The organism is Micromonospora sp. NPDC023644, from assembly GCF_040640115.1.
In the GTDB taxonomy this organism is placed as follows: Bacteria; Actinomycetota; Actinomycetes; order Mycobacteriales; family Micromonosporaceae; genus Micromonospora.
In genome coordinates this window covers 1-22,589 of the sequence record NZ_JBFABA010000073.1, presented here as the reverse complement: position 1 = coordinate 22,589, position 22,589 = coordinate 1, and the positions used below count along the sequence as shown (strand labels likewise).

General features: G+C 75.0%; 14 protein-coding genes. 2 read left to right on the top strand and 12 right to left on the bottom strand.

Translation table 11 applies throughout. The features are described 5' to 3' along the window. The 8 genes from AB0G08_RS28195 to AB0G08_RS28160 all read right to left on the bottom strand — a co-directional run. On the bottom strand, window positions 1-5,195 hold a 5,195-nt coding region (locus AB0G08_RS28195), incomplete at its 3' end, for an amino acid adenylation domain-containing protein (protein WP_358093362.1). Continuing rightward, a complete protein-coding gene (locus AB0G08_RS28190) occupies window positions 5,192-10,204 on the bottom strand; it encodes an amino acid adenylation domain-containing protein (protein WP_358093359.1) in 5,013 nt (1,670 codons plus the stop codon). The genes AB0G08_RS28195 and AB0G08_RS28190, both read right to left, overlap by 4 nt. Window positions 10,205-10,268: 64 nt before the next feature. Continuing rightward, on the bottom strand, window positions 10,269-10,475 hold the full coding sequence (locus AB0G08_RS28185) for an MbtH family NRPS accessory protein (RefSeq protein ID WP_358093356.1): 207 nt from the start codon (window positions 10,473-10,475) through the stop codon (window positions 10,269-10,271). Beyond that, window positions 10,472-11,509, bottom strand: a complete 1,038-nt coding sequence (sbnB, locus tag AB0G08_RS28180; protein ID WP_358093353.1) for a 2,3-diaminopropionate biosynthesis protein SbnB — start codon at window positions 11,507-11,509, stop codon at window positions 10,472-10,474. The genes AB0G08_RS28185 and sbnB overlap by 4 nt, the downstream gene beginning before the upstream one ends. Next, the gene (gene sbnA / locus AB0G08_RS28175) at window positions 11,503-12,483 is read right to left on the bottom strand and encodes a 2,3-diaminopropionate biosynthesis protein SbnA (RefSeq protein WP_358093350.1); all 981 of its coding nucleotides are present in this window, start codon (window positions 12,481-12,483) and stop codon (window positions 11,503-11,505) included. The genes sbnB and sbnA overlap by 7 nt, the downstream gene beginning before the upstream one ends. Window positions 12,484-12,581: 98 nt before the next feature. Next, window positions 12,582-13,943, bottom strand: coding sequence for a condensation domain-containing protein (locus AB0G08_RS28170; RefSeq protein ID WP_358093348.1), 1,362 nt, complete (start codon window positions 13,941-13,943; stop codon window positions 12,582-12,584). After that, window positions 13,940-14,179, bottom strand: a complete 240-nt coding sequence (locus tag AB0G08_RS28165) for a phosphopantetheine-binding protein (RefSeq protein WP_101410848.1) — start codon at window positions 14,177-14,179, stop codon at window positions 13,940-13,942. Before AB0G08_RS28165 ends, AB0G08_RS28170 begins: the two co-directional genes overlap by 4 nt. 24 nt (window positions 14,180-14,203) lie before the next feature. Then, window positions 14,204-15,160: a beta-ketoacyl-ACP synthase III gene (locus AB0G08_RS28160; RefSeq protein ID WP_358093345.1), complete on the bottom strand. Its 957-nt coding sequence runs from the start codon at window positions 15,158-15,160 to the stop codon at window positions 14,204-14,206. Window positions 15,161-15,339: 179 nt separating this feature from the next. Here AB0G08_RS28160 and AB0G08_RS28155 point away from each other — a divergent pair, with 179 nt between their 5' ends. Next, window positions 15,340-16,173: an SDR family NAD(P)-dependent oxidoreductase gene (locus AB0G08_RS28155; RefSeq protein WP_358093342.1), complete on the top strand. Its 834-nt coding sequence runs from the start codon at window positions 15,340-15,342 to the stop codon at window positions 16,171-16,173. Here the strand turns inward: AB0G08_RS28155 and AB0G08_RS28150 are convergent. Genes AB0G08_RS28150 through AB0G08_RS28135 form a run of 4 tightly spaced genes read right to left on the bottom strand, consistent with a single transcriptional unit; the run spans window position 16,145 to window position 19,650 of the window. Beyond that, a complete protein-coding gene (locus AB0G08_RS28150; RefSeq protein WP_358093339.1) occupies window positions 16,145-16,891 on the bottom strand; it encodes an SDR family NAD(P)-dependent oxidoreductase in 747 nt (248 codons plus the stop codon). The genes AB0G08_RS28155 and AB0G08_RS28150 overlap by 29 nt on opposite strands. Then, window positions 16,888-17,421, bottom strand: a complete 534-nt coding sequence (locus tag AB0G08_RS28145) for a hypothetical protein (RefSeq protein ID WP_358093336.1) — start codon at window positions 17,419-17,421, stop codon at window positions 16,888-16,890. Before AB0G08_RS28145 ends, AB0G08_RS28150 begins: the two co-directional genes overlap by 4 nt. Next, a complete protein-coding gene (locus AB0G08_RS28140; protein WP_358093333.1) occupies window positions 17,418-17,783 on the bottom strand; it encodes a hypothetical protein in 366 nt (121 codons plus the stop codon). The genes AB0G08_RS28145 and AB0G08_RS28140 overlap by 4 nt, the downstream gene beginning before the upstream one ends. A gap of 49 nt (window positions 17,784-17,832) precedes the next feature. Continuing rightward, a complete protein-coding gene (locus tag AB0G08_RS28135; RefSeq protein ID WP_358093330.1) occupies window positions 17,833-19,650 on the bottom strand; it encodes a BTAD domain-containing putative transcriptional regulator in 1,818 nt (605 codons plus the stop codon). 308 nt (window positions 19,651-19,958) lie between these two features. Here AB0G08_RS28135 and AB0G08_RS28130 point away from each other — a divergent pair. Further along, the coding region (locus tag AB0G08_RS28130) for a type 2 lanthipeptide synthetase LanM family protein (protein ID WP_358093327.1) at window positions 19,959-22,589 on the top strand (2,631 nt) is incomplete at its 3' end.

Genomic DNA, 22,589 nt, shown 5'->3' with positions numbered 1-22,589 from the left:
CACCGCACATGATTCGCCAACCCACGGTGCGTCACCTGCACACCCTTCGGCCGACCCGTCGAACCCGACGTGAAAATCACATACGCCAACTCGTCGAGATCCGTGGCGCGGGCCGGCAGCGGCGCTTCGCTCTCCCCGATCTCCTCGACGCGCACCACCTCCACGCCGACCGGGGCGAACCGGTCGGCGTACCGGTGCGAGGTGACCGCGACCCGGGCACCGGCGTCGGCCAGCATCGCGGCGATGCGGCCCGGCGGGTACGACGGATCCACCGGCACGAACGCCGCACCCGCCTTCCACACCCCCAACATCGACGCCACCAGCTCCACACCACGGTCCAGCAGCACACCCACCACCGCACCGGCACCCACACCCCGCGCGGCCAGCCACCGGGCGACGTTCTCCGCCCGCGCGTCCAGGCCCGCGAAGTCGACCGAGCGGCCGCCCGGCACCGACACGGCCTCCGCCGACGGCACCTCGGCCGCCCGCGCCTCGAACTCGGCCAGCACCGAACGCGACACCGGCGACACCGCCGACACCCCGTCGGCCGACACCACCGACACCTCACCCGCCGGCAGACACACCACCGACGCGTCACCGTCCACGTCCGCGACCATCGCCTCCAACACCGCCCGGTACATGCCACCGAGGCGGGCGACCTGCGCGACGCCGAGGTGGCGCAGGTTGGCCTCCAGCGTGATGAAGCCGAGCCGGCTGATCACGCCCAGCGGGAACTCGTTCGGGCTGTCGTCGATCGAGTCGGCGTAGTCGATCTCGTCGGTGTCGATCTGGTGGAAGTCGTGGAAGCTGAACCGGACGTCGAGCATCCGGCCGCCGTCGCCGACCTCCCGCTGGAGCACCGGCAGCGGGTACCGGCGGTGCGGCCACAGCTCCAGCTCCGCGGCGAACGTCCGCCCGATCAGCTCCCGCCAGGTCCGCGCGCTCGCGTCGTGCACGAACGGCACGGTGTTCAGGTGCATCCCGTAGACCCGGTCGGCGCCGGCCACCTCGGGCCGGATGTTGCACACCAGCCCGGTGAAGAAGGACTCCGAGCCCGTCAGCTGGCTCATCACCTTCAGGTGCGCGGCCAGCATCACCGACTTGAACGGCACGCCGGTCTGGCGGGCCAGCGCCCGCAGGCCCGGCTCCAGGTCGTGCAGCGGCACCCAGTGGTCGTACTGGGCGCCGGCCTCGGCGGTCGGGTCGCCCCAGCCCTCCGGCAGCACGAACCGGTCCCGGCCGGCGACCCGGTCGTGCCAGAAGGCGCGATCGGGCCCGTCGCCGGTGGAGCGCAGCTCGGCGGCGACCGCGTCGGCGAAGCGCACCGGCGGGGCCGGGCGGGGCTCGACCGGCAGCCCGTCGCGGATCCGGTGGTACGCGCCGACCAGCTCCATCATCAGCGAGTGGTAGCTCCAGCCGTCCATGATCGGGTGGCACTCGGTGAGGGTGAGCCACCAGCTGCCGTCCGCGCAGACCCGCGCGTGCAGCCGGAACAGCGCCGGCCGGCCGAGGTCGAACATGTCGGCCCGCTCGGCGGCGATGAAGTCGCGCAGCTCCCGCTCCAGGCCGGCCCGGTCGTCGGCGCGCGCCCGGTCCATGCCGACGGGCATCTCGGCGGTGGCGTGCACGAGCTGCATGGGCACCGAGTAGCCGGTCAGGTCGAAGGAGGTGCGCAGCACCTCGTGCCGCCGCACCAGCAGCGCGGCGGCCTCCCGGAACGCGTCGAACGAGAACTCGCCGGAGTCGTGGATGCGGTACGTGGTGGCGTTGAGGTAGTGGTTGCGCTCGTCGGCGAGCATCTCCGCGAGCATGCCGAGCTGCACCTGGGTGCACGGGTACGCGTCGACGACGCCGTCGGGCAGCGCGGCCCGGTCGGCCTCGGAGATCAGCGCGAACGGCTCGACGGCCGGCTCCGCGGCGGCGGGCGCGGGCCGGCCGGTGAGGAACTCCGCCAGCTCGGCGATGCTGCGGCGCTCGAAGAGGTCCCGCACCTGCACGTCGAGGCCGGCGGCCCGGATGGCGGCGGCGAGCGCCACGGCGCGGATCGAGTCGCCGCCGACGTCGAAGAAGCCGTCCTCGACGCCGACCCGCTCCAGGCCGAGCAGCTCCGCCCAGATCGCCGCGAGCCGCTCCTCCACCTCGGTACGCGGCGCGAGGTAGGGCCGGTCGGTGGCGGTCACCGTACGGTCGGGCGCGGGCAGCGCCCGCTTGTCGAGCTTGCCGTTGACGGTCAGCGGCAGCCGGGCCAGCGGCACGAACGCCGACGGGATCATGTACTCGGGCAGGGTGCGGGCCAGCGCCGCGCGCACCTGCCCCGGCCGGGGCAGCTCCACCTGCTCGTCGACGACCGAGTACGCCACCAGCCGCCGGTCGCCGGGGGTGTCCTCGCGGACGACGACCACCGCCTCCCGCACCCCGGGCAGGGCCGAGATGGCGGCCTCGATCTCGCCCAGCTCGACCCGGTAGCCCCGGATCTTGACCTGGTCGTCGATCCGGCCGACGAACTCCAGGCTGCCGTCGGCGCGCCGGCGGGCCAGGTCGCCGCTGCGGTAGAGGCGGGCGCCGGGCGGGCCGAACGGGTCGGGCACGAACCGCTGGGCGGTCAGCCCGGGCCGGTTCAGGTAGCCCCGGGCCACGCCGGGCCCGCCGACGTGGATCTCGCCGGTGACGCCGACCGGCACCGGATTGCCGTACGGGTCGAGCAGGTGGATGCTCAGGTCCGCCAGCGGGACGCCGATCGGGTTGGCGGCTCCGGCCAGGTCGTCCGGGGCCACCTCGTAGTAGGTGGCGTGCACCGTGATCTCGGTGATCCCGTAGAGATTCAGCAGCCGGGGCGCGGCCAGCCCGCGCCGGGCCACCCAGGGGCCGAGGTCGCCGTACTCCAGCTTCTCCCCGGCGAAGACGACCGCGCGCAGCGCGAGCCGGTCGATGCGGGGGTCGCCGTCGCGGGCCAGCCCCACCAGGCCGCGGAACGCCGTCGGGGTCTGGTTGAGCACCGTGACCCGCTCCTCGACCAGCAGGTCGAGCATGTCCCCGGGGGAACGGGTGACCTCGCGGGGCACCACCACCAGCCGGCCGCCGTGCAGCAGCGCGCCCCACAGCTCCCACACCGACACGTCGAAGGCGTAGGAGTGGAACAGCGGCCACACGTCGGCGGGGCCGAAGTTCAGCTCGTCCTGCGCCACGGTCGTCAGGCGCAGCACGTTGGCGTGGGTCAGGAAGACGCCCTTGGGGCGGCCGGTCGACCCGGAGGTGTAGATGACGTAGATCAGGTTCTCGGGGTCGACGGCGACGCCCGGGTCGGTGCCGGGACGCCCGGCGATCTCCGCGGCGTGGTCGGGGGCGTCCAGCACCACCACGGCGCCGTCGAAGTCGGCGAACCGCGCCCGGTGGGCCTCGGTGGTCACCACGATCCGCGCGCCCGCGTCGGCGAGCATGAAGTCGAGCCGGTCAGCGGGGACGCCGGGCTCCACCGGCAGGTACGCCGACCCGGACTTCAGCACGCCCAGCAGGGTGGAGACCAGCTCCGCGCGGCGGTCCAGGCAGACCGCGACCAGCCGCTCCGGGCCGGCGCCGAGGGCCCGCAGGTGGCGCGCCAGCCGGTTCGCGGTGGCGTCCAGTTCGGCGTACGTCCAGCGCCGCCCGCCGTCCACGACGGCGATGGCGTCACGGTGGGCGGCGGCGGTGGCAGCGAAGACGCCGTGCACCGTGCCGGTCACCGCGGCGGCGGGCCGGGCCGGGGCGGGGGTCGCCGCCGCCAGCTCGGCGTCGTCGAGGATGCGCAGCGCGGAAATCCGGGCGTCGGGGTCGGCCCCGACGTGCTCCAGCAGCCGGCCGAGGTGGTCGGCCATCCGCCGCACCGTGGCCCGGTCGAACAGCGCGGTCGCGTACTCCAGGTGCCCGCGCAGCCGGCCGTCGGCGCCCTCGACGACGTGCAGTTGCAGGTCGACCTTGGCGACCCGGGTGGGCAGCCAGAGCGTCTCGGCGGTGAGGCCGGCCGGCCAGGCGCCGCCGGGAGCGTCGTCGCCCAGGGTGAAGGCGACCTGGTAGAGCGGGGTGCGGGACAGGTCCCGCTCCGGTTCGCACTCGTCGACCAGCAGCGCGAACGGCACGTGGGCGTGCGCGAAGGCGTCCCGCACGGTGGCGCGGGTGCCGCGCAGCAGGTCGGCGAAGGTGGGGTCGCCCGTCCAGCTGCCCCGCAGGACCAGGTTGTCGATGCCGTACCCGACGAGGTCGCGCAGCTCGGCGCGGTCGCGCACGGACGTCACGCTGCCCACCGGGATGTCGGTCCGGCCGGTGTAGCGCGACAGCAGCGCCTGGAAGGCGGTCAGCAGGGTGACGAAGAGGGTGGTCTCCGCGCCCCGGGCGATCTCCCGCAGCGCGGCGGAGAGGTCGGCGGAGAGCGCGAACGGGACCGACGCGCCCCGCCAGTCCCGCACGCGGGGCCGGGGCCGGTCGGCGGGCAGCTCCAGCGGGGTGATGCCGGCGAGCCGGTCGCGCCAGTGCTCCAGGTGCCGCTGGAGCGGCTCGCCGCGCAGCCGGTCGCGCTGCCACGCCGCGAAGTCGGCGAACTGCACGGCCGGCGGCGCCAGCGGCGACCGCTCGCCCCGGACGAACGCGCCGTACAGCTGGGCCAGGTCGCCGAGGAGCACCGCCGTGGAGGGCGCGTCGCAGGCGATGTGGTGGATCACCAGCACCAGCAGGTGCTCCGCGGGGCCGAGCCGCAGCAGCGTCGCCCGCACCGGCCACTCGGTCGCCAGGTCGAAGCCGGTGGCGGCCAGCCCGGTCGCCAGTTCGGCGGCCCGGTCCTCCCGCTCGGCCTCGGCCACCCCGCAGAGGTCGACCAGCGGCAGTTCCTGCGGGCGGGGCTCGTCGACGACCTGCACCGGCGTCAGATCGGCCATCGCGTACCGGGTGCGCAGGATCTCGTGCCGGGCGATCAGGGCGTCCCACGCCCGGGTCAGCGCGGCCCGGTCCAGCGGGCCGCGCAGCCGCAGCGCCGAGGAGACCAGGTACTCCGGGCTGGTGGTGTCCATCCGGTTGAGGAACCACATCTGCTGCTGGCCGAAGGAGAGCGGCAGGTCGCCCGAGCGGTCGACGGTCGGGATCGCGGCGCGCCGGCCGGCGGCCCGGCCCGCCAACCGGCGTTGGACGAGCGCCTCGCGCAGGTTCGGCTGGTTCGCGGTCGAGGTCATGCCTGGTGCTCCTTGGTCTGCCGCAGGTCTTCGGTCAGGTCGGCGTCGGAAAGCGCGTCCACCTCGGCCCGGATGAGGTCCTCCACCGCGCCCGCCATCGCCTCGACGGTCGGATGCTCGAAGACGAGCCGCAGCGACACGTCGAGGTCGAACTCCTCCTGGAGGCCGGCGACCAGCCGGCCCGCGAGCACGGAGTGCCCGCCCATGGCGAAGAAGTTGTGCCGCACGCCGACGGGCACGCCCAGCAGGTCGCTCCAGATCGCGCAGAGGCGCTCCTCGACGACCGTGCGCGGCGCGACGAGGGCGTCCTCGGCGCCGGCGGCGCCGGTCGACACGGCGTGGGAGAGCAGGTGGAGCAGGGCGGCGCGGTCCACCTTGCCGTTGGCGTTGAGCGGGATCTCGGCCACCGGCACGAGCAGGCTCGGCGTCATGTAGTCGGGCAGCAGCCGGGCGCAGTGCGCCGCCAGGTCGGGCGCCTCGCCCCGGTGGAAGGCGACCAGCCGGTCCTCGTGGACGATGACCACGCACTGGGCGACCCCGGGGTGTTCCTCGACGACCGCGCGGATCTCGCCGAGTTCGATCCGGTAGCCCCGCACCTTGACCTGGTCGTCGACGCGGCCGACGAAGTCCATCACCCCGTCCGGGCGCATCCGGACCAGGTCGCCGCTGCGGTAGAGCCGGCTGCCCGGCGGCCCGTACGGGTCGGGCACGAACTTCTCCGCGGTGAGGTCCGGTCGGCCTGCGTAGCCGGTGGCCAGGCACTCCCCGCCGATGTGCAGCTCACCGACGACCCCGACCGGCAGCAGCCGCAGCGCGTCGTCGAGCACCCGGACGGTGGTGTTCGCCATCGCCCGGCCGATCGGCACGATGTCGGTCGTCTGCGGCGTCCGGACCGGGTGGGCCGTCATGACGACCGTGGTCTCGGTCGGCCCGTAGCTGTTGGTGAGGCCGCCCGGCCCGAGCCGGTCCAGCCACCGGTTGGCGATCTCCCTGCGCAGCGCCGCCCCGGCCGTCCAGATCAGACCGGAGAGCTGGCCCGCCTGCTCGTCGTCGAGCTGCTCGGTGAGCAGCTCCAGGTGCGGCGGGGTCATGATGAACCGGTCGAACGGGCCGGCCTTGACGAGCAGGCCGCCCAGCTCGGCGACGTCGAGGGCGGCGGGCAGCAGGGTCACCGCCTGCCCCGAGACCAGCGGGCTGAACAGGTTGGGGATGGACAGGTCGAAGGCGATGGTGGTGAACAGCGGCGCGCCGTCGCCCCGCCCCGCGCGCGGCCCCCGGTCGCCCCGGGCCTCGGTCTCGACGGCGCAGGCGAGGAAGTTGGACACCGCCCGGTGCGGCAGGAGCACGCCCTTGGGGCGGCCGGTCGAGCCGGAGGTGAACAGCACGTAGGCCGTCTCGAGCGGGTCGGTGTCCCGCTCCGGCCGGCTGGTGGGGCCGGCGCAGAGCATCAGCCGGTGGGTGTCCACGTGCAGCGTCGGCACGGTGAACCTGGGGGCGTACGCGGCCTGGGTGACGCCCAGCTCCACGCCGGCGGTGGCGAGCATGTGCCCGATCCGCTCGGCGGGGTACGACGGGTCGAGCGGCAGCACGGCCGCCCCCGCCTTCCAGGTGCCGAGGATCGCCGCGACCAGGTCGACGCCCCGGTCCAGCAGCACGGCCACCACCGCGCCCCGGGCGACGCCGGAGCGCCGCAGGTGGTGGGCGAACTGGTTGGCCCGGTCGTCCAGCGCCGCGTAGGTGGTGGTGAGGTCGCCGTGGCGCAGCGCCACCGCGTCCGGCGTCCGGCGTCGCTGGGCCTCGAAGAGGTCGCAGACGGTCGCGGCGGAGCGGGGCACGGTGGGCCCGTGCACCTCGTGCAGGAGCTGGTGGCGCTCGCCCGGCGAGAGCAGGTCGAGGTCGTGAAGCGGGGTCTGCGGCTCGGCCGCCGCCGCGGCGAGCAGCCGGACGAAGTGGTCGGCCATCCGCCGGACGGTCGGCTCGTCGAACAGGGCGGTGGCGTACTCCAGGCTGCCGGCCAGGGTGCCGTCCGGGCGGGGCCAGACGTGCATGGTGAGGTCGGTCTTGGCGACCCGGGCCGCCCGGCGCAGGGCGTCCAGCAGGGCCTCGTCGTCGGTCGACTGGCCGGTGATGCCGCCCTCCTGGGCGTTGAGCATCACCTGGTACAGCGGGGTGCGGGAGAGGTCGCGGACGTCGACGAGGTCGTCGACCACCCGCTCGAAGGGCAGGTCCTGGTGGGCGAGGGCGTCCATGGTCCGGGACCGGACCGCCCGCAGGGCCGCCTCGAACGACGCGGCCGGGTCCAGGGTGCAGCGCACCACCACGGGGTTGAGGAACACCCCGGCGACCTGCTCCGCCTCGGGGGGCCGCCGACCGGAGGTGGGCGCGCCGACGGCGACGTCCCACTGCCCGCTGTAGCGGGCCAGCAGCGTGGCGAAGCCCGCCAGCATGGTCATGAACGGGGTCGCCGAGCAGCGCCGGCCCAGCGCGGTCAGCTCCCGCGCCAGCCCGGCCGGCACCTCGAACTCGACGTGCGCCCCGCGCGGGTCGCGCTCGGCCGGCCGGGGCCGGTCCAGCGGGAGGGCCAGCTCGGGCACCCCCGCCAGGTGCTCGCGCCAGAAGCCGAGCTCCCGCTCGACCCGGTCGTCGGTGAGGTACTGGCGCTGCCAGGCCGCGTAGTCGGCGTAGTGCACCGTCAGCTCCGGCAGGTCGGGCTCCCGGCCGGCGGCGCTCGCCGCGCAGAGTTCCCGCAGGTCACGCTCCAGGATGCCGGCGGTGGTCGCGTCGGAGGCGATGTGGTGCAGCGCCACCAGCAGCAGGTGGTCCGCCCCGGCCGCGGTGACCAGGGTGGCCCGCCACAGCGGCCCGGTGCGCAGGTCGAAGCCCTGGCCGAGCTGCGCGTCGACGAGGTCGACGAGCGGGGCCTCGGCCGCGTCGCGGACCGTGAGGTCGACGGGACCGGGCGGGTCGATCCGCTGCTGCGGCTCGCCGTCGCGGGTCAGGTAGCGGGTGCGCAGTGCCTCGTGGCGGGCCTCGAGGGCGGTCAGCGCCGCCCGTACGGTGTCGGGCGTCAGCGAGCCGGGCAGGCGCAGGTAGAGCGGCACCACCCACTCGGGGCTGCCCGGCTGGAGCTGGTCCAGCAGCCACAACCGCCGCTGGGCCGGGGAGAGCGGCAGCGGGCCGGTCCGGGGCACCGGGAGCACCGCCGGCGTCGCGGGGGCGCCGCCGCCCAGCAGGGCGGCCTGCGCCTTGACCGTGCTCGCGGCGAGCAGTTCCCTCAACTCGATGCGTACGCCCGACTCGGCGGCGAGGCGGCTGGCGAGGCGGACGGTCACCAGCGACGACCCGCCGAGCTGGAAGAGGTCGTCGTGCACCCCGACCCGGTCGACGTCGAGCAGGTCCTGCCAGAGCCGGGCGACCAGGCGCTCGGCGTCGGTGCGCGGGGCCAGGTAGGCCGTGCGGTCGGCGGTCTCGACCGGCGGCAGCGCCGCCCGGTCCACCTTGCCGCCGGTGGTGAGCGGGAACTCGGCCACCGGCACGAACACGGCCGGCACCAGGGCGTCGGGCAGCCGGTCGGTCAGGAAGGACCGCAGCTGCGCGGCGGTCAGGGGGCGTCGGCTGGCGACGTACGCGGCCAGCCGGGGGTTGCCGCCGGGCTCGGCGAAGCCGACGACCACCGCCCGCCGGACGTCCGGGTGGGCGGCCAGCGCGGCCTCCACCTCGCCCGGCTCGATGCGCACCCCATTGATCTTGAGCTGGTCGTCGGCACGGCCGACGAACTCCAGGCTCCGGTCCGAGCGCCACCGGACCTGGTCGCCGGTGCGGTAGAGCCGCGCGCCGGGCGGCCCGTACTCGTCCGGCACGAACCGCTCGGCGGTCAGGTCGGGCCGGTTGAGGTAGCCGCGGCCGAGCCCGGCCCCGCCGACGTAGAGGTCGCCGACGACGCCGATCGGCACCGGCCGCCGGTTCGCGTCCAGCACCTGGAGCCGGAGGTTGTCCAGCGGCCGGCCGATCGGCACCGGACCGGTGCGCTGGGCGAGGTCGACCTGCTGGGCGGTGACGTCGATGGCGCACTCGGTGGGGCCGTAGGTGTTCCACACCCGCACCCCCGGCACCGCCGCCAGCCGCTGGCACAGCTCGGCGTGCAGCGGCTCGCCGGCGGAGAAGACCAGCCGCAGCGAGGTACACCTCGGCCAGTCCGGCTCCTCCGTCACCAGGTGCAGCACCGACGGGACGCCCTGGAGCACGGTCGCCCCGGACCGGATGACCGCCGCCACGAGGGCGGCCGGATCGCGTTCGGCGCCGTCCGGCGCGAGCGCCACCGTCGCCCCGCAGATCAGCGGGGCGAAGAACTCCCAGCCGGCCGCGTCGAAGCTCACCGCGGTCTTCTGCAACACCCGGTCCGTCGACGACAGGCCGTGCTGCCGGACCGTCCAGGCCACCCGGTTGCCGATGGCCCCGTGGGTGACGACCACGCCCTTGGGCCGGCCGGTCGAGCCGGAGGTGTAGATGACGTACGCGGCGTTGTCGGGATCGATCCGGACCGGCGGCGCGGTGTCCGGCCCGGCCTCGATCCGGGACCGGTCGGCGTCCAGGCAGACCACGTGCGACGGCCCGGCCAGGCCGTCGTCGCGCAGGTCGGCCTGGGTGAGCACGACGTCCACCCCGGTGTCGGCGACGATCCACCGTCGCCGGTCCACCGGGTGCGCCGGGTCCAGCGGCAGGTACGCGCCGCCGGCCCGCCACACCCCGAGCAGGGCGACCACGAGGTCGACCCCCCGGCGCAGGTGCACGCCGACCGTCGACTCCGGACCGACGCCCAGCCCCACCAGGTGCCGGGCGAGCTGGTTGGCGCGACGGTCGAGTTCGGCGTAGCCGACCCGTACGTCGCCGGCGAGCACCGCGGTCGCGTCGGGCGTCGCCGCGGCCTGACGGGCGATCAGGTCCGGCAGGACGACGGGACCGGCCGTGCCCGCTCCGGCGGCCGGCAGGGTGGACAGAGGGGTGCTCATCGGGGTGCTCCTCCGGGGTGGGGGTCGATCGCGGACGGCCGGGGTCACGCCTGCCGGGGGCCCGTCAGACGGACGCGCCGTCCATCCGCAGGCGCAGGCTCTTCGGCCGCATGTCGGTCCAGAGCTCGTTGATCCGGCTGAGGCACTCGTCCCGGGTGCCCTCGGTGCCCTCGGCCCGCCAGCCGGCCGGCAGCGCCCGGTCGCTCCACCAGACCGAGTACTGCTCCTCGTCGTTGAGCACCACCAGGTAGCTGCGGTCGTCGTCGCTCATGTTCTCTCCCTCGTGGGTTCCGCGGTCGCCACGGCGGCGGCCGGTACGGGTGTGAAGTCGTCGATCCGCACGCCGAGGCCCCGCTGGGCCGTCGTGCGGCGGACGTGTTCGGCCAGCGCGATGTCCAGCACGCCCAGGCCGAACGGGGAGACCACCACCGGCCCGGGAACGTCGGCGGGGGGCAGCGCCGCACCGCCGGCCAGCCGGCCGATGGTGGTGTGGATGAAGTCCCGGCCGCCGGTGAGCTGCTCGGCGAGGTGCAGCGAGGTGCGCTCGCGGCACACGTGGTCGGGGTCGTCGACGACGTTGCGGGCCGCCAGCACCGCCCGGGGGTGCAGGTCGCGCAGCGACAGGTGCAGCACCACGCTCTCCGGCTGGCAGGCGGTGAGCTCCAGGTGCGGTTCGCTGGCGGTGGTGGCGATCGAGACCAGCCGGTGGGCGGCCAGCGCCTGCTCGGCGGCCGCCACCACGCTGATCGTCGTGCCCGGCAGCAGGGCCGCCGCCCGGGCGGCGAACGCCTCGGCCCGGCCCGGGTCCGAGTCGTGCAGCACGAGCGAGACCGGCGGCGCCAGGGCCACGGCCAGGAAGCGCAGCACCTGCTGGTTGATCAGCCCGCAGCCGATCAGCGCCAGGCCGTCCGGGTGGCGGTCGGCGGTCAGCAGCTGCGCGGCGAGGGCCGCGCCGGCCGCGGTCCGTTGGGCGGAGATGACCGAGCCCTCGATCACCGCCTCGGGCTGGCCGGTCTCCAGCGAGTTGAGCACGATGGCCGCGCTGGCCCGGTCCAGGCCCCGCTCGATGTTCGCCGGGAACGAGGAGATCCACTTCATGCCGGCGGCCGGCGGGTCGGCGCCCAGGTACGCGGGCAGCCCGATGATCCGGTTGCGGGCGTTGTCGGGGAAGCGCAGGAAGACCGAGTGCGGCACGCTCGTGCGGCCCTGCTCGTGCAGCAGGTACGCCTGCCGGACGAGGTCGATGACCCGTGCCTCGTCGCCGTCGAGCACGTCCCGGACCACGGAGTGGCCGATGATCAGCATTTGTCGCCCTTCCACAGGTGGCTGACCTCGCCGAACTGTTCGGTCACCCAGCGATCGGAGTAGATGGTGTCGAGGTAGCGGTCGCCGTTGTCCGGGAAGATCAGGACGCTGGTGCTCCCGGCCGGCAGGTCCGCCATCCGGCGCCGCAGCGCGGCCACCGTCGCCCCGGACGACCCGCCGGCGAGGATGGCCTCCCGGACGGCCAGCAACCGGCAGCCGACCACGCAGTCGAGGTCGGAGACGTGCAGCACCTCGTCCGGCCTGGCGCCGGCCGCCAGCGGGGGCACCACCGAGGCGCCGTGCCCGGGAATCAGCCGGGGCGCGGGCGGGTGACCGAAGATCGCGCTGCCGACGGCGTCGACCGCGACGATCCGGGTGGGGTGGCCGTTCTCGCGCAGGTAGTCGGCGCAGCCGACCAGGGTGCCGCAGGTGCCGGTGGAGCAGAACAGATAGTCGACCCGGCCGTCCAGCTCGGTCATGATCTCGGCCATGGTCTGCCGCTGGGCCCGGGCGTTGAGCGGGTTGGTGTACTGGTCCGGGCGGTAGGCGCCGGGCACGGTCTCCACCAGCTCGCGCACCCGGCGCCGCCGCACCGCGAGGTACTCGCCGGTCACCGGGTCGGGGTGCTCGATCATGTCGATCTCGGCCTGGTACGCGGCCAGCACCGCCAGGTTCTGCCGGGTGGTCTTCGGGTCCACCACGCAGATGAACCGGATCCCGAAGTACGCGCAGATCTGGGCCAGGCCGATGGCGAGGTTGCCGGAGCTGGACTCCACCACCACGGACCGTCCCGGCACCAGTTCACCGGACTCGATCTTGCCGCGCAGCATGTTCAGCGCCGCCCGGTCCTTGATGCTCCCACCCGGATTGAACTGTTCGAGTTTCGCGTACGCCCGCCCGGGAAACTCGGGAAACAACCGGTCCAGGCGCACCAGGGGCGTGTTGCCGACCGTGGAGAGAATTCCCTGATCCATTTCAACCCCCTCTCCGGGCTGACGGAAGGTCGCCCGCATCCGCCGTGCGGGCGCTGTGCGGCGACCCGTCGACGACGGGCGCCGGGTCGCCGAGGTGCTCAGCTCATGCCGAGTTCGAGCAGCATCCGCTGGTCGACGTCGCCCGCCAGGCAGGCGTCGGCCACCGTCGCGGCCGGGTCGGCGCAGGCGGCGCCGAGCAGGGCCAGGTACTGGTCGAAGAGCCGCTCGACGGTGGCGCGGTCGAGCAGGTCCGTGTCGTAGTTGAACTCGGTGCGCAGGGCCAGGTCGGGTAGCTGGTGGACCGTCACGGCGAGGTCGAACTGGCCCTCGTCGTAGGGCACCACCACCTGGCGGATCCGGTGCCCGACGAATCCGTTGCTGGTGTCGGACAGGGTGTCGCCGTGCTGCCGGGCGAGCAGCGTGATGGTGACCCGCACCAGCGGGTCCCGGTCCCGGCGGGCCGCCTGGACCAGGGGGAACGGGTAGGCGGCACGCGCCACCCCGTCCGACAGCTGGCGTCCCGCGGCGGCGATGGCCGTCGCGAAGGTGGTGCCCGGGGTGAACGACGAGCGCAGCACGACCGGGTTCACCAGCATCCCGACCACCTCCCGCAGCGCCCGCCCGCGCCGCACCGACACCGGGCAGCCGATGGTGAACTCGCGCTGCCCGGTGCACCGGTGCAGCAGCGCCTCGAAGACGCCGAGCAGGACGGTGAACGGGGTCACCGCCAGGGCGGCGGCCGTGGCGCGCACCTGCCGGGCGACCTCGTCCGGCAGCGTCCGGGCGACGGCCGCGCCCCGGTAGGACCGGGTCGCGGGGCGGGGCCGGTCGGTGGGCAGGGTGGCGGCGGTGGCCCCGGCGCAGGTGCGGGCCCAGTGCTCGGCCAGTTCGGCCCGCCGGGGGCCGGCCAGCATGGCCTGCTCCCGCGCGACGAACTCGTCGTAGCTGGGGTGCGTGGGCCACCGCACCGTGCCCCCGCCCCGCAGCACCCGGTACGCGTCGCCGAGGTCCCGCCAGATCAGCCACTGGGAGAGCCCGTCGGTGGCGATGTGGTGGATGACCAGCACCAGCGCGCAGTCCGTGTGCCGGCGCAGCAGCACCACCCGCAGGGGACCGTCGTGTTCGAGCCGGAGCGGCTGCTCGCCGACGGCGTGGATCAGCGTACGCAGGGCCGCGTCGTCCACGTCGCCGACGTCGCGGACCTCGACCGCGCCCGAGCCGGCGGGGTCGACCAGCCGCACCGGCCCCGCGCCGGTCTCGGCGAACCGGGACCGGAGCAGGTCGTGCCGGGCCTGGACGGCGACGAGGGCGGCCCGCAGCACGTCGGTGTCGAGGACCGGCTCGGCGAGCACGGCCGTCACCACGTTGCTGGTCGAGCTCTCGGGCGCGAGTCGGTACAGCGCCCACTGCGCGGCCTGACCGACGGACAACTCCCGGGCGTCCCCGTCGCCGGCGTTCACTTGGCGCCGAGCACGAAGTCGGTCAGGTCCCGGACGCGGACGAAGTTGCCGACCTCCTCGTCCGGCACCTCGATGTCGAAGTGGACCTCCGCGGCGCCGAGCAGGTCGACCAGCTTGAGCGAGTCGAGGCCCAGGTCCACGAAGGTGTCGTCGGCGGAGATCGGCCGGTCCGGCTCCTCGGTCATCAGCTTGCGGGTCAGCTGCTCGACGTCGGCGGCCACCTGGTCAACGGTCATGTCAGTGTCCTTTCGAGGGGGTGTTCAGGGCATCCGGACGATCTGGCCGGCGTACGCGAGGCCGGCGCCGAAGCCGAGCAGCAGCGCCTTGTCGCCGGGCTTGGTCCGGCCGCTCTCGTGCAGCCGGCTCAGGGCCAGCGGCACCGAGGCCGCCGAGGTGTTCCCCGTGTCGACCACGTCCCGGGCGACCTTCTCCTCCGGGATCTCCAGGATCTCGGCGAGCTGCTCGATGATTCGCAGGTTCGCCTGGTGCGGCACGAACCAGTCGATCTCCGACAGGTCGATCCCGGCGCGGGCGCAGGCCTCCCGCGCGACCGGGGGGATGTTCTTGGTGGACCACCGGTAGACCAGCGGCCCGTTCATCGAGGCGTACTCCTTGCCGTCCCCGGCCCACTTCGTGCCGAGGATCGGGGCCCGCCGGCCGTCGCTGCCCCACACCACGGGCCCGATGTCCTGGCTCTCGGAGCGGGAGATCACCGCGGCCCCCGCGCCGTCGCCGAAGATGACGTAGGTCGCCGGGTCCTCGGGGTCGATGAACTCGGTGAGGTGCTCGGCGCCGACGACCAGCACGTTGCGCGCCTCGCCGAGCCGGACGGCGTTGGACGCGACCGACACCGAGTAGGCGAAGCCCGCGCAGGCGGCGTTCAGGTCGAACGCGCCGGTGGCCGGGATGCCGATGCGGTGCGCGACCTCCGGCGCCCCGCCCGGGATCCGGTCCCGTTTGGTGGCGGTCGCCAGGATGAGCAGGTCGACCTCGGAGGGGTCGACGTTCGCCATCGCCAGCGCCTTCGCGCCGGCCTCGGCCGACATCACCGGCACGGTCTCCCCCGGGCCGGCCGCGTGTCGGGTCCTGATCCCGGTGCGTTCCTCGATCCACTCCGGGGTCACGTCCGTCCGCAGTGCGATGTCCGGGTTGGTGACCACGCGGGTGGGCCGATAGGCGCCGAGCCCGGTGATCGCCGAACCGAAGATGTCCGACATCGTTCTCCCTTCGTCAACCCGGCCGGCAGCCGTGTCGACGACTGCCGGGAGAAAGGCTCGGGCAGCCGCCTCATAGCTTCTCTACATATCGACGCGGCATAGGAATGCCATAGCCGGCGGCGGAAGTCTGCGTCGGGCGCGGACCGCCGAGGCCCGAAGGCCGAGCGAGAAGGTCCAGGATGAGAGACTTCACTGACAGGGTGGCGGTGGTCACCGGCGCCGGCTCCGGCATCGGCCGCGCGCTCGCCGTCGAGCTGGCCGCCCGGGGCGCCCGGCTCGCCGTCTCCGACGTGGACGACGAAGGGCTGCGGGAGACCGTACGGTGCTGCGCGGGCCGCGACGGCCAGGTGCGCGGGTACCGGTTGGACGTGACGGACCGGGCCGCGGTGCTGGCGCACGCCGAGCGGGTCGACGCCGACTTCGGCCGCGCCGACCTGGTCGTCAACAACGCCGGGGTGACCCTGCTCGCCTCGGTCGCCGACGGGGCCTGGGAAGACCTCGAATGGGTGATGAACGTCGACTTCTGGGGTGTCGTGCACGGCACCCGGGCGTTCCTGCCGCTGCTGACGGCGTCGCACGGCCACCTGGTCAACGTCTCCAGCGTGCTGGGGCTGGCCGGCGCGCCGATGCAGAGCGGGTACAACGCCGCCAAGTTCGCCGTCCGGGGCTTCACGGAGGCGGTGGCGCAGGAGCTGCGGGCCGACGGGGTGCCGGTCGGGGTGAGCTGCGTGCACCCCGGCCGGATCAGGACGAACATCATGCGCAACGCCCGCAACGACGGGTTGCGCGACTACCAGGCGGTCCGGGAGCACTTCGAGCGTTCGGTGGCCGTCACGGCGGAGTACGCCGCCCGGGCGATCCTGCGCGGCGTGGCCCGCAACCGGGCCAGGATCCTGATCGGGGCGGACGCCTACCGCACCGATCTCCTGACCCGGCTGCTCGGTCCCTGGTATCCCAGGGTCGTCGCCGGCGGCCGGCGGCCGATCACATCGCGAGGCCGCCGTCCACGGTGATCACCTGGCCGGTCAGGTACGACGCGCGGGACGAGAGCAGGAACGAGACCACCTCGGCGATCTCCTCGCTGCGCCCGAGCCGGCCCAGGGCCACCCGGTCTCGGGCGATGGCGCCCAGCTCGCCGGAGAGCGCGGCGATCATGTCGGTGTCGATGTAGCCGGGCGCGACCACGTTCGCCCGGATGTTGTACCGGCCGACCTCCTTGGCCAGCGCCTTCGTGAAGCCGATGACCCCGGCCTTGGAGGCGGAGTAGTTGGTCTGCATCGGGTTGCCGGCCACCCCGGACACCGAGGAGACCGTGACGATCGACCCGGCGCGGCGGCGCATCATCCGCCGGACCACGGCGCGGCAGAGGTGGTAGGTGCCGTCCAGGTTCACCTCCATGACCGCGCGCCAGTCGGCGTCGGCCATCAGGGCCAGCGGCTTGTCCCGGATGATGCCGGCGACGCTGACGACCGCGTCGGGGTCGCCCAGCTCCCGCTCGGTGGTCGACACGAAGTCGCGCACCGCCCCGGCGTCGGCGACGTCGACCATCATCGCCAGCACGCGCCCGCCGTCGCGGGCCGCCTCCGCGACGACCTCGTCGGCGGCGTCCTTGCTGGACTGGTAGCACATGGCCACGTCGTAGCCGTCGCGGACGAGCTGGTGCACGACCGCCCGGCCGATGCCCCGCGAGCCGCCGGTGACCAGGGCGACCGGCCGCCCACCGGCGCTCACCGCGCCGCCCCGGAGGGGCTCGCCACCGGCTGCGCGGGGGAGCCCGTGTCCGCCGCCGGGGCCGCCGACCGGTGTTCCCGGATCGCCGCCTCCAGGGACGCCCGCAGCGAGTCCACCGACCGCATCGCCCCGACCAGCCGGCCGACGCGCAGCACCACGGTGTCCCCCACCACGCTGTCGCCGGTGACGAAGGCGGTGTCGGCGACCAGCCGATTCATGGTGACCCGGTGCCGCACCGTCTCCCCCGGCAGCACCGGCCGGCCGAAGCGGACGTGCTCGAAGAGCCCGGCGACCGGCACACCGTCGGTGAGCACGTCCGGCATCGGGCGGTCGTGGCGCATCAGCACCAGCGCCGCCTGCCCCCAGGACTCCAGGAGCAGCGACATCGGCAGCGGCCGGTCGCCGGTGACGGTGAGCGAACCCACCAGCCGCCGCCGGGGCACCAGCTCGCTGACCCGGTCGACCAGCAGCATCGGCGGACGGTGCGGGACGATCCGCCTGATCTCCTCGATCCCCATCATGGTCGTCACTCCTCGCTCCCGTAGCGCAGCAGCACCTCGGCGACTCCGACGGCCGCGACCGTGACCTCGCCCCGCCACAGTCCGCCGGTGCGGCGGATCGTCACGACGAGTTCGTCGTCGCCCCGCACCGGCAGCAGGAAGCGGCAGCTGACGATCTCGGTCAGCTGAAGCTCGGGGGCCACGCCGCGGACCGCCCGGTGCACGTACTCGAAGATGTGCACCCCGGGCAGCAGCGGGAACCCCGGATAGTGACCGGCGAAGACCGGATCGTCGAGGTCGGGGCGGATCCGGGCCACGAACGTGTCGGGGGCGACGCGCTCCACGTCGACCGGGACGACCGTCGCGCAGTCGCTCGTTGTCACGGTGTTCACCCGGTGACCGTGCGACCACCGGCTATATCTTCTCTACACCGCCGCCGGCTCAGTTCCCCACCGCGCTCAGCGCCCCGGCGCCGGCCACCAGCACCCGGTCGGCCTGGTCGGCCTTCTCCCGGGCGAAGACGCGGACGAGGTCGTGGAAGCGGAACCGCTGCCGCCGGCCGCCGTCGGACTCGACGATCTCCAGCAGCCGGGCGTCGACCAGCTTCTCCCCCACCTCCTCGCCGGCGTGCCGGGACACGCCCAGCACCTCCGCGGTGCACCAGCTCGGAAAGGCCGGCGCGCGCAGCAGCGCCAGCCGGCGCAGGGCGAGCTGGCCCAGGTCGGCCAGCTGGTGGTAACTGCTGTCCAGTCGTTCCCGGACGTCCATCGAGCCCAGCCGGAGCTCGTCCAGCCGGTACCGCTCGTCGGCGAGCCGGTCCGCCAGGTACCCGAGCGACCAGTGCGGGCGCGCCAGCAGCCGGGATCCGGCCACCCGGACGCCGAGCGAGAGCCGACCGCACAACTCGACGACCCGGCTCGCCGCCTCGGCCTCCTCGGCGACCCGCCGCGCCCCGATGATCCGGCCGAGCAGCGCGAGCGCCTGCTGCCGGTCGAGGGTGCCGACCTCGATCGACGTGGCGCCGGCCAGCTCGGGCATGCGCAGCCGGCTGGTGACGATGACCTGACAGCCGGGGTCGCCGGGCAGCAGCGGGCTCACCTGCGCGTAGTCCGCGGTGCCGTCGAGCATGACCAGCAGCCGCCGGCCGGCGAGCTGGCTGCGGTAGAGCCGGACCCGCTCGTCGAGCCCCTTGGGGATCGCCGACTCGGCGTGGCCGAGGCTGCGCAGGAACCAGCCGAGCACGTCGTACGGCTCGACGGCGTTGCCCCGCGCGCGGCCGAGGTCGGCGTAGAGCTGACCGTCGGGGAAGGCGGCCCGGGTGAGGTGGGCCGCGTGCAGGGCGAGCGTGCTCTTGCCGACGCCGGCCATCCCGGTGACCACGGCGACCGGCGGGCGGGCCTTCGGCTCGGCGGTCAGCACCCGGAGCAGCCCGCTCAGCTCCTCCTCCCGCCCGGCGAAGTCGCCGACGCCGGGCGGGAGCATCGCGGGCCGCACGCCGTGCCAGCTCGGCTCCGCGACGACCGCCGGGGCCGGGGGGCCGACGAGGATCGACCGGTACGCCTCGGTGAGCAGCGGGCCCGGGTCGACGCCCAGCTCGTCGGCGAGCACCCGGCGGCCCTCGTGGTAGGCGGCCAGCGCGTCGGCCTGCCGGTCGCTGTGCAGCAGGGCGGTCATCAGCTGGCCCCGCAGCCCCTCGTGCAGCGGGTGTTCGGCGACGAGCTGGGTGATCTCGGGGACCAGCCGGACGTGGCGGCCCAACCGCAGGTCGGCGTCGATCCGGCTCTCCAGGACCGCCATCCGCAGCTCCGCCATCCGGTGCGCCTCGGCCACCGCGAGGTGCTCGGTCACGTTGGACAGCGCGGGGCCGCGCCACAGCGACATGGCGGCGTGCAGCCGCTCGGCGGCCTCGGCGGGCCGCCCCTCGCGCAGCGCCTCCCGCCCGGCCTCGGCCAGGCGCTCGAACTCGTCGAGGTCGAGCCGGGCGGCGCCGATCCGGATCTGGTACCCCGACCACTGCCGAACGATGTCCACCTCGGCGCCGAGGTACTTGCGCAGCCGCGAGACGTAGTTGTAGAGCTGGGCGGCGAAGGTGGCCGGCGGGCGCTCCCCCCAGAGCAGCTCGCACAGCCGGGTGTCCGGCACCGTACGCCCCTCGGCGAGCAGCAACGCCGCGAGCACGGTGCGCTGCTTCGCCCCGTCCAGCGCCACCTCCGCGTCACCCCTCCAGGCCCCCACCGGCCCCAGTACCCGAAACTCCATCCCTGGCTCCGTTCATCGCGCCGCCCCGGGTAGAACAGTCGCCCGAAGACTCATCGGCGCCGGCACCGTCCACATGCGTGGGCGGCACTCAATTTCCCGCCGACGTCACGCTGGCCATTCAATTGATCACCGATGGTGACTAGGATGGGGTGGGTCACGCGTCCGGCGAGAGGCGCGTGCCGGTAGGGCCGGTCCCGCCGTCCACGGGCCCCGACAGGCCCGCTTGCAGCGGCGCCGCCAGCGCCGGAGCACGAATGTGAGTAGTTTCCACTCATGAACTCCGCGCCCCGCTCTGGCACCGTGCAACGGTGACCTCGACTCCCCTGGCCGGCGCCACCGAACACGCCTGCTCCGGCGTACGGCTGGCCCCGCACTGGTGGGCGTCGGGGCTCGCGCTGCACGAACGCGCGCCCGGCCCGTCCGGCGACGCACCGGGCCGACGCCCCACCCACGCGCCGCGCGCCGCGAACGGCCCGGACGGCGCGCCCGGCGCGGGCGGCCCGGAGGCGGCTGGCGGTGCCGACGGCGCGGACGCCGCCGACCGGCAGCTGGCCCGGTGGCGGGCCGGGCACGGGCCCGGCCTGGCGGCGCGGCTCGGCGAGGTCGGCTTGGACGAGGCGGGGTTGCGCGCGCTGCTGGCCGAGGACCGGTCCGCGCTCGCCGCCAGGACGACCCGCCCGGCCTGGGCGGAGACCGTCGAGGCGGCGCTGGTCGCCGCGGCCACGCCCCGGCCGCCTGCGGACCCGGCGGACTGGCGGGCCGCGCTCACCGCGCCCCTACGGCCATTCGTCGACGTCGCCACCGACCGGTTCCTCGCCGGAGCCCGTCGACTCGCCACGGAGAGGACGGTCGACCTGGCCGTCCTCACCGACCAGTTCGCCGCCGCACTGGGTCGCCACCTGCTCACCGTCGCGGCCCGCACGCTGGTCTCGGAGCTGCACCGACGCCGGGCGGCCGGCCGGCTCGCCGGCGCCGACGGCCGGGCCCGGTTCGCCGACTTCGTGGCACGGCTCTGCGACCCGGCCGGGCTGGCCGGGCTGGTCGACCGCTATCCCGTGCTGGCCCGCCTGCTGGCGCAGGCCGCGACGGCGGCCGCCCGGTCCGCGCTCGAACTGCTGACCCGGTTCGTCGCCGACCGCGACGAGCTGGTGGAAACCCTGCTCGGCGACGGCGACCCCGGCCCGCTGGTCGCGGTCCGCAGCAACCTGGGCGACGCCCACACCGGCGGCCGTACGACCACCGTGCTGCGCTTCGCCGACGGCCGACGCGTCGTCTACAAGCCGCGCGACCTGGCCTCCCAGGTGCGCTTCACCGGGTTCGTCGACTGGCTGGAGCGGCGGGCGCCGGGGCTGGGGCTGCGCGGGGTCGCCGCCCTGACCCGGCCGGGCTACGGCTGGTCGGAGTACGTCGACGCGACGGCGCTGAGCCACCCGGAGCAGGCGGACGGGTTCTACCGCCGGCAGGGCGCCCTGGTCGCGCTGCTGCACGCCCTGCACGCCACGGACATGCACTACGAGAACCTGATCGCCGCCGGCGACACCCCGGTCGTGGTGGACACCGAGACGCTCTTCCACCCCGCGCTGGGCGAGCCGGTGGGCACCGGCGACCCGGCCGCGGACCTGCTGACCGCCTCGGTGCACCGCACCGGCCTCGTGCCGGTGATCGTCGTGGGCGACCAGGGGGCGATGGACCTGTCCGGCGTCGGCGGCGACCGGGGCGGGCCCGCGCCCGCCAGCGCGCTCGACTGGGCCGACCCGGGCACCGACCGGATGCGGCTGACCCGCCGGGCCGTCGACTTCGTCGGCGGTCGCAACCGACCCCGCGTCGGCGACGACGTGGTGGATCCCGGCGCCCACGAGCCGGCGCTGCGGGCGGGGTTCCGGCTGGCGTACGAGACGATCCGGGCGCACCGGCGGGAGTTCACCGACCTGGTCGCCGCCTGCGCCGACGTCCCGGTACGGCTGGTCGCCCGCCCCACCTCGGCATACCACACCCTGCTCACCGAGACCACCCACCCGGACGTGCTCGGCGACGCGCTGGAGCGGGACCGCGCGTTCGGCGTCCTCTGGTCCAGCGCGGGCGGGCACCCGTTCCTCGCCCAGTTCCCCCGGCACGAGGCCGCCGCGCTGTGGGCCGGCGACGTCCCGCTGTTCGATGGCACGCCGGGCAGCCGGGCCGTCCGGGTCGCCGGCGGCGGCGAACCGCTGCCCGTGCCGCTGGCCCGCTGCGGGCTCGACGCCGCGCTGGGCAAGATCGCCACGCTGGGCGAGACCGACCGGCGGCACCAGGAGTGGATCGTCGCGGCGACGCTCGCGACCCGTCGCCCGGTCGACGGCCGGCACGCCGCCGCGCCGACGTCACGGCCGGTCGCGCAGGCCGACGCGTCGCCGGAGCGCCTGCTCGCCGCGGCCTGCGCGCTGGCCGACGAGATCGAGGCCCGGAGCGTGGCCGGCGGAGGCCGGGTGAACTGGCTCGGCCTGGAGCTGGTCGACGACCGGCAGTGGCTCGTCCTGCCGATGGGGGCCGGGCTGGCCGACGGGCACCTCGGGGTCGCGCTCTTCCTCGGCCAGCTCGCCGCGGTGACCGGCACCGCCCGCTACGCCGAGCTGGCCCACCGGGCCGTCGGCGGGGTGCCGGGGCTGTTCCAGCTGCTCGGCGCGCGCCCGGACCTGACCGCCGCGATCGGCCCCGGCGGGCTGTACGGCCTCGGCGGCATCGCGTACGGGCTCGCCCGGCTGTCCACCCTGCTGGCCGACCCCGGCCTCGCCGGGCAGGCCCACGCGGCGGTCGACCTGGCCGCCGCCGCCAGCGCCGGGTCCCCGGCCGTCGCCTGGGCCGACGGCGGCGCGGGCTGCCTCGCCGCCATGGACGCGGTGCACGCCGAGCTGGGCCACGCGCCGGCGGCGTCGCTGGCCCGCGGCTGGGCCGACCGGCTCGTC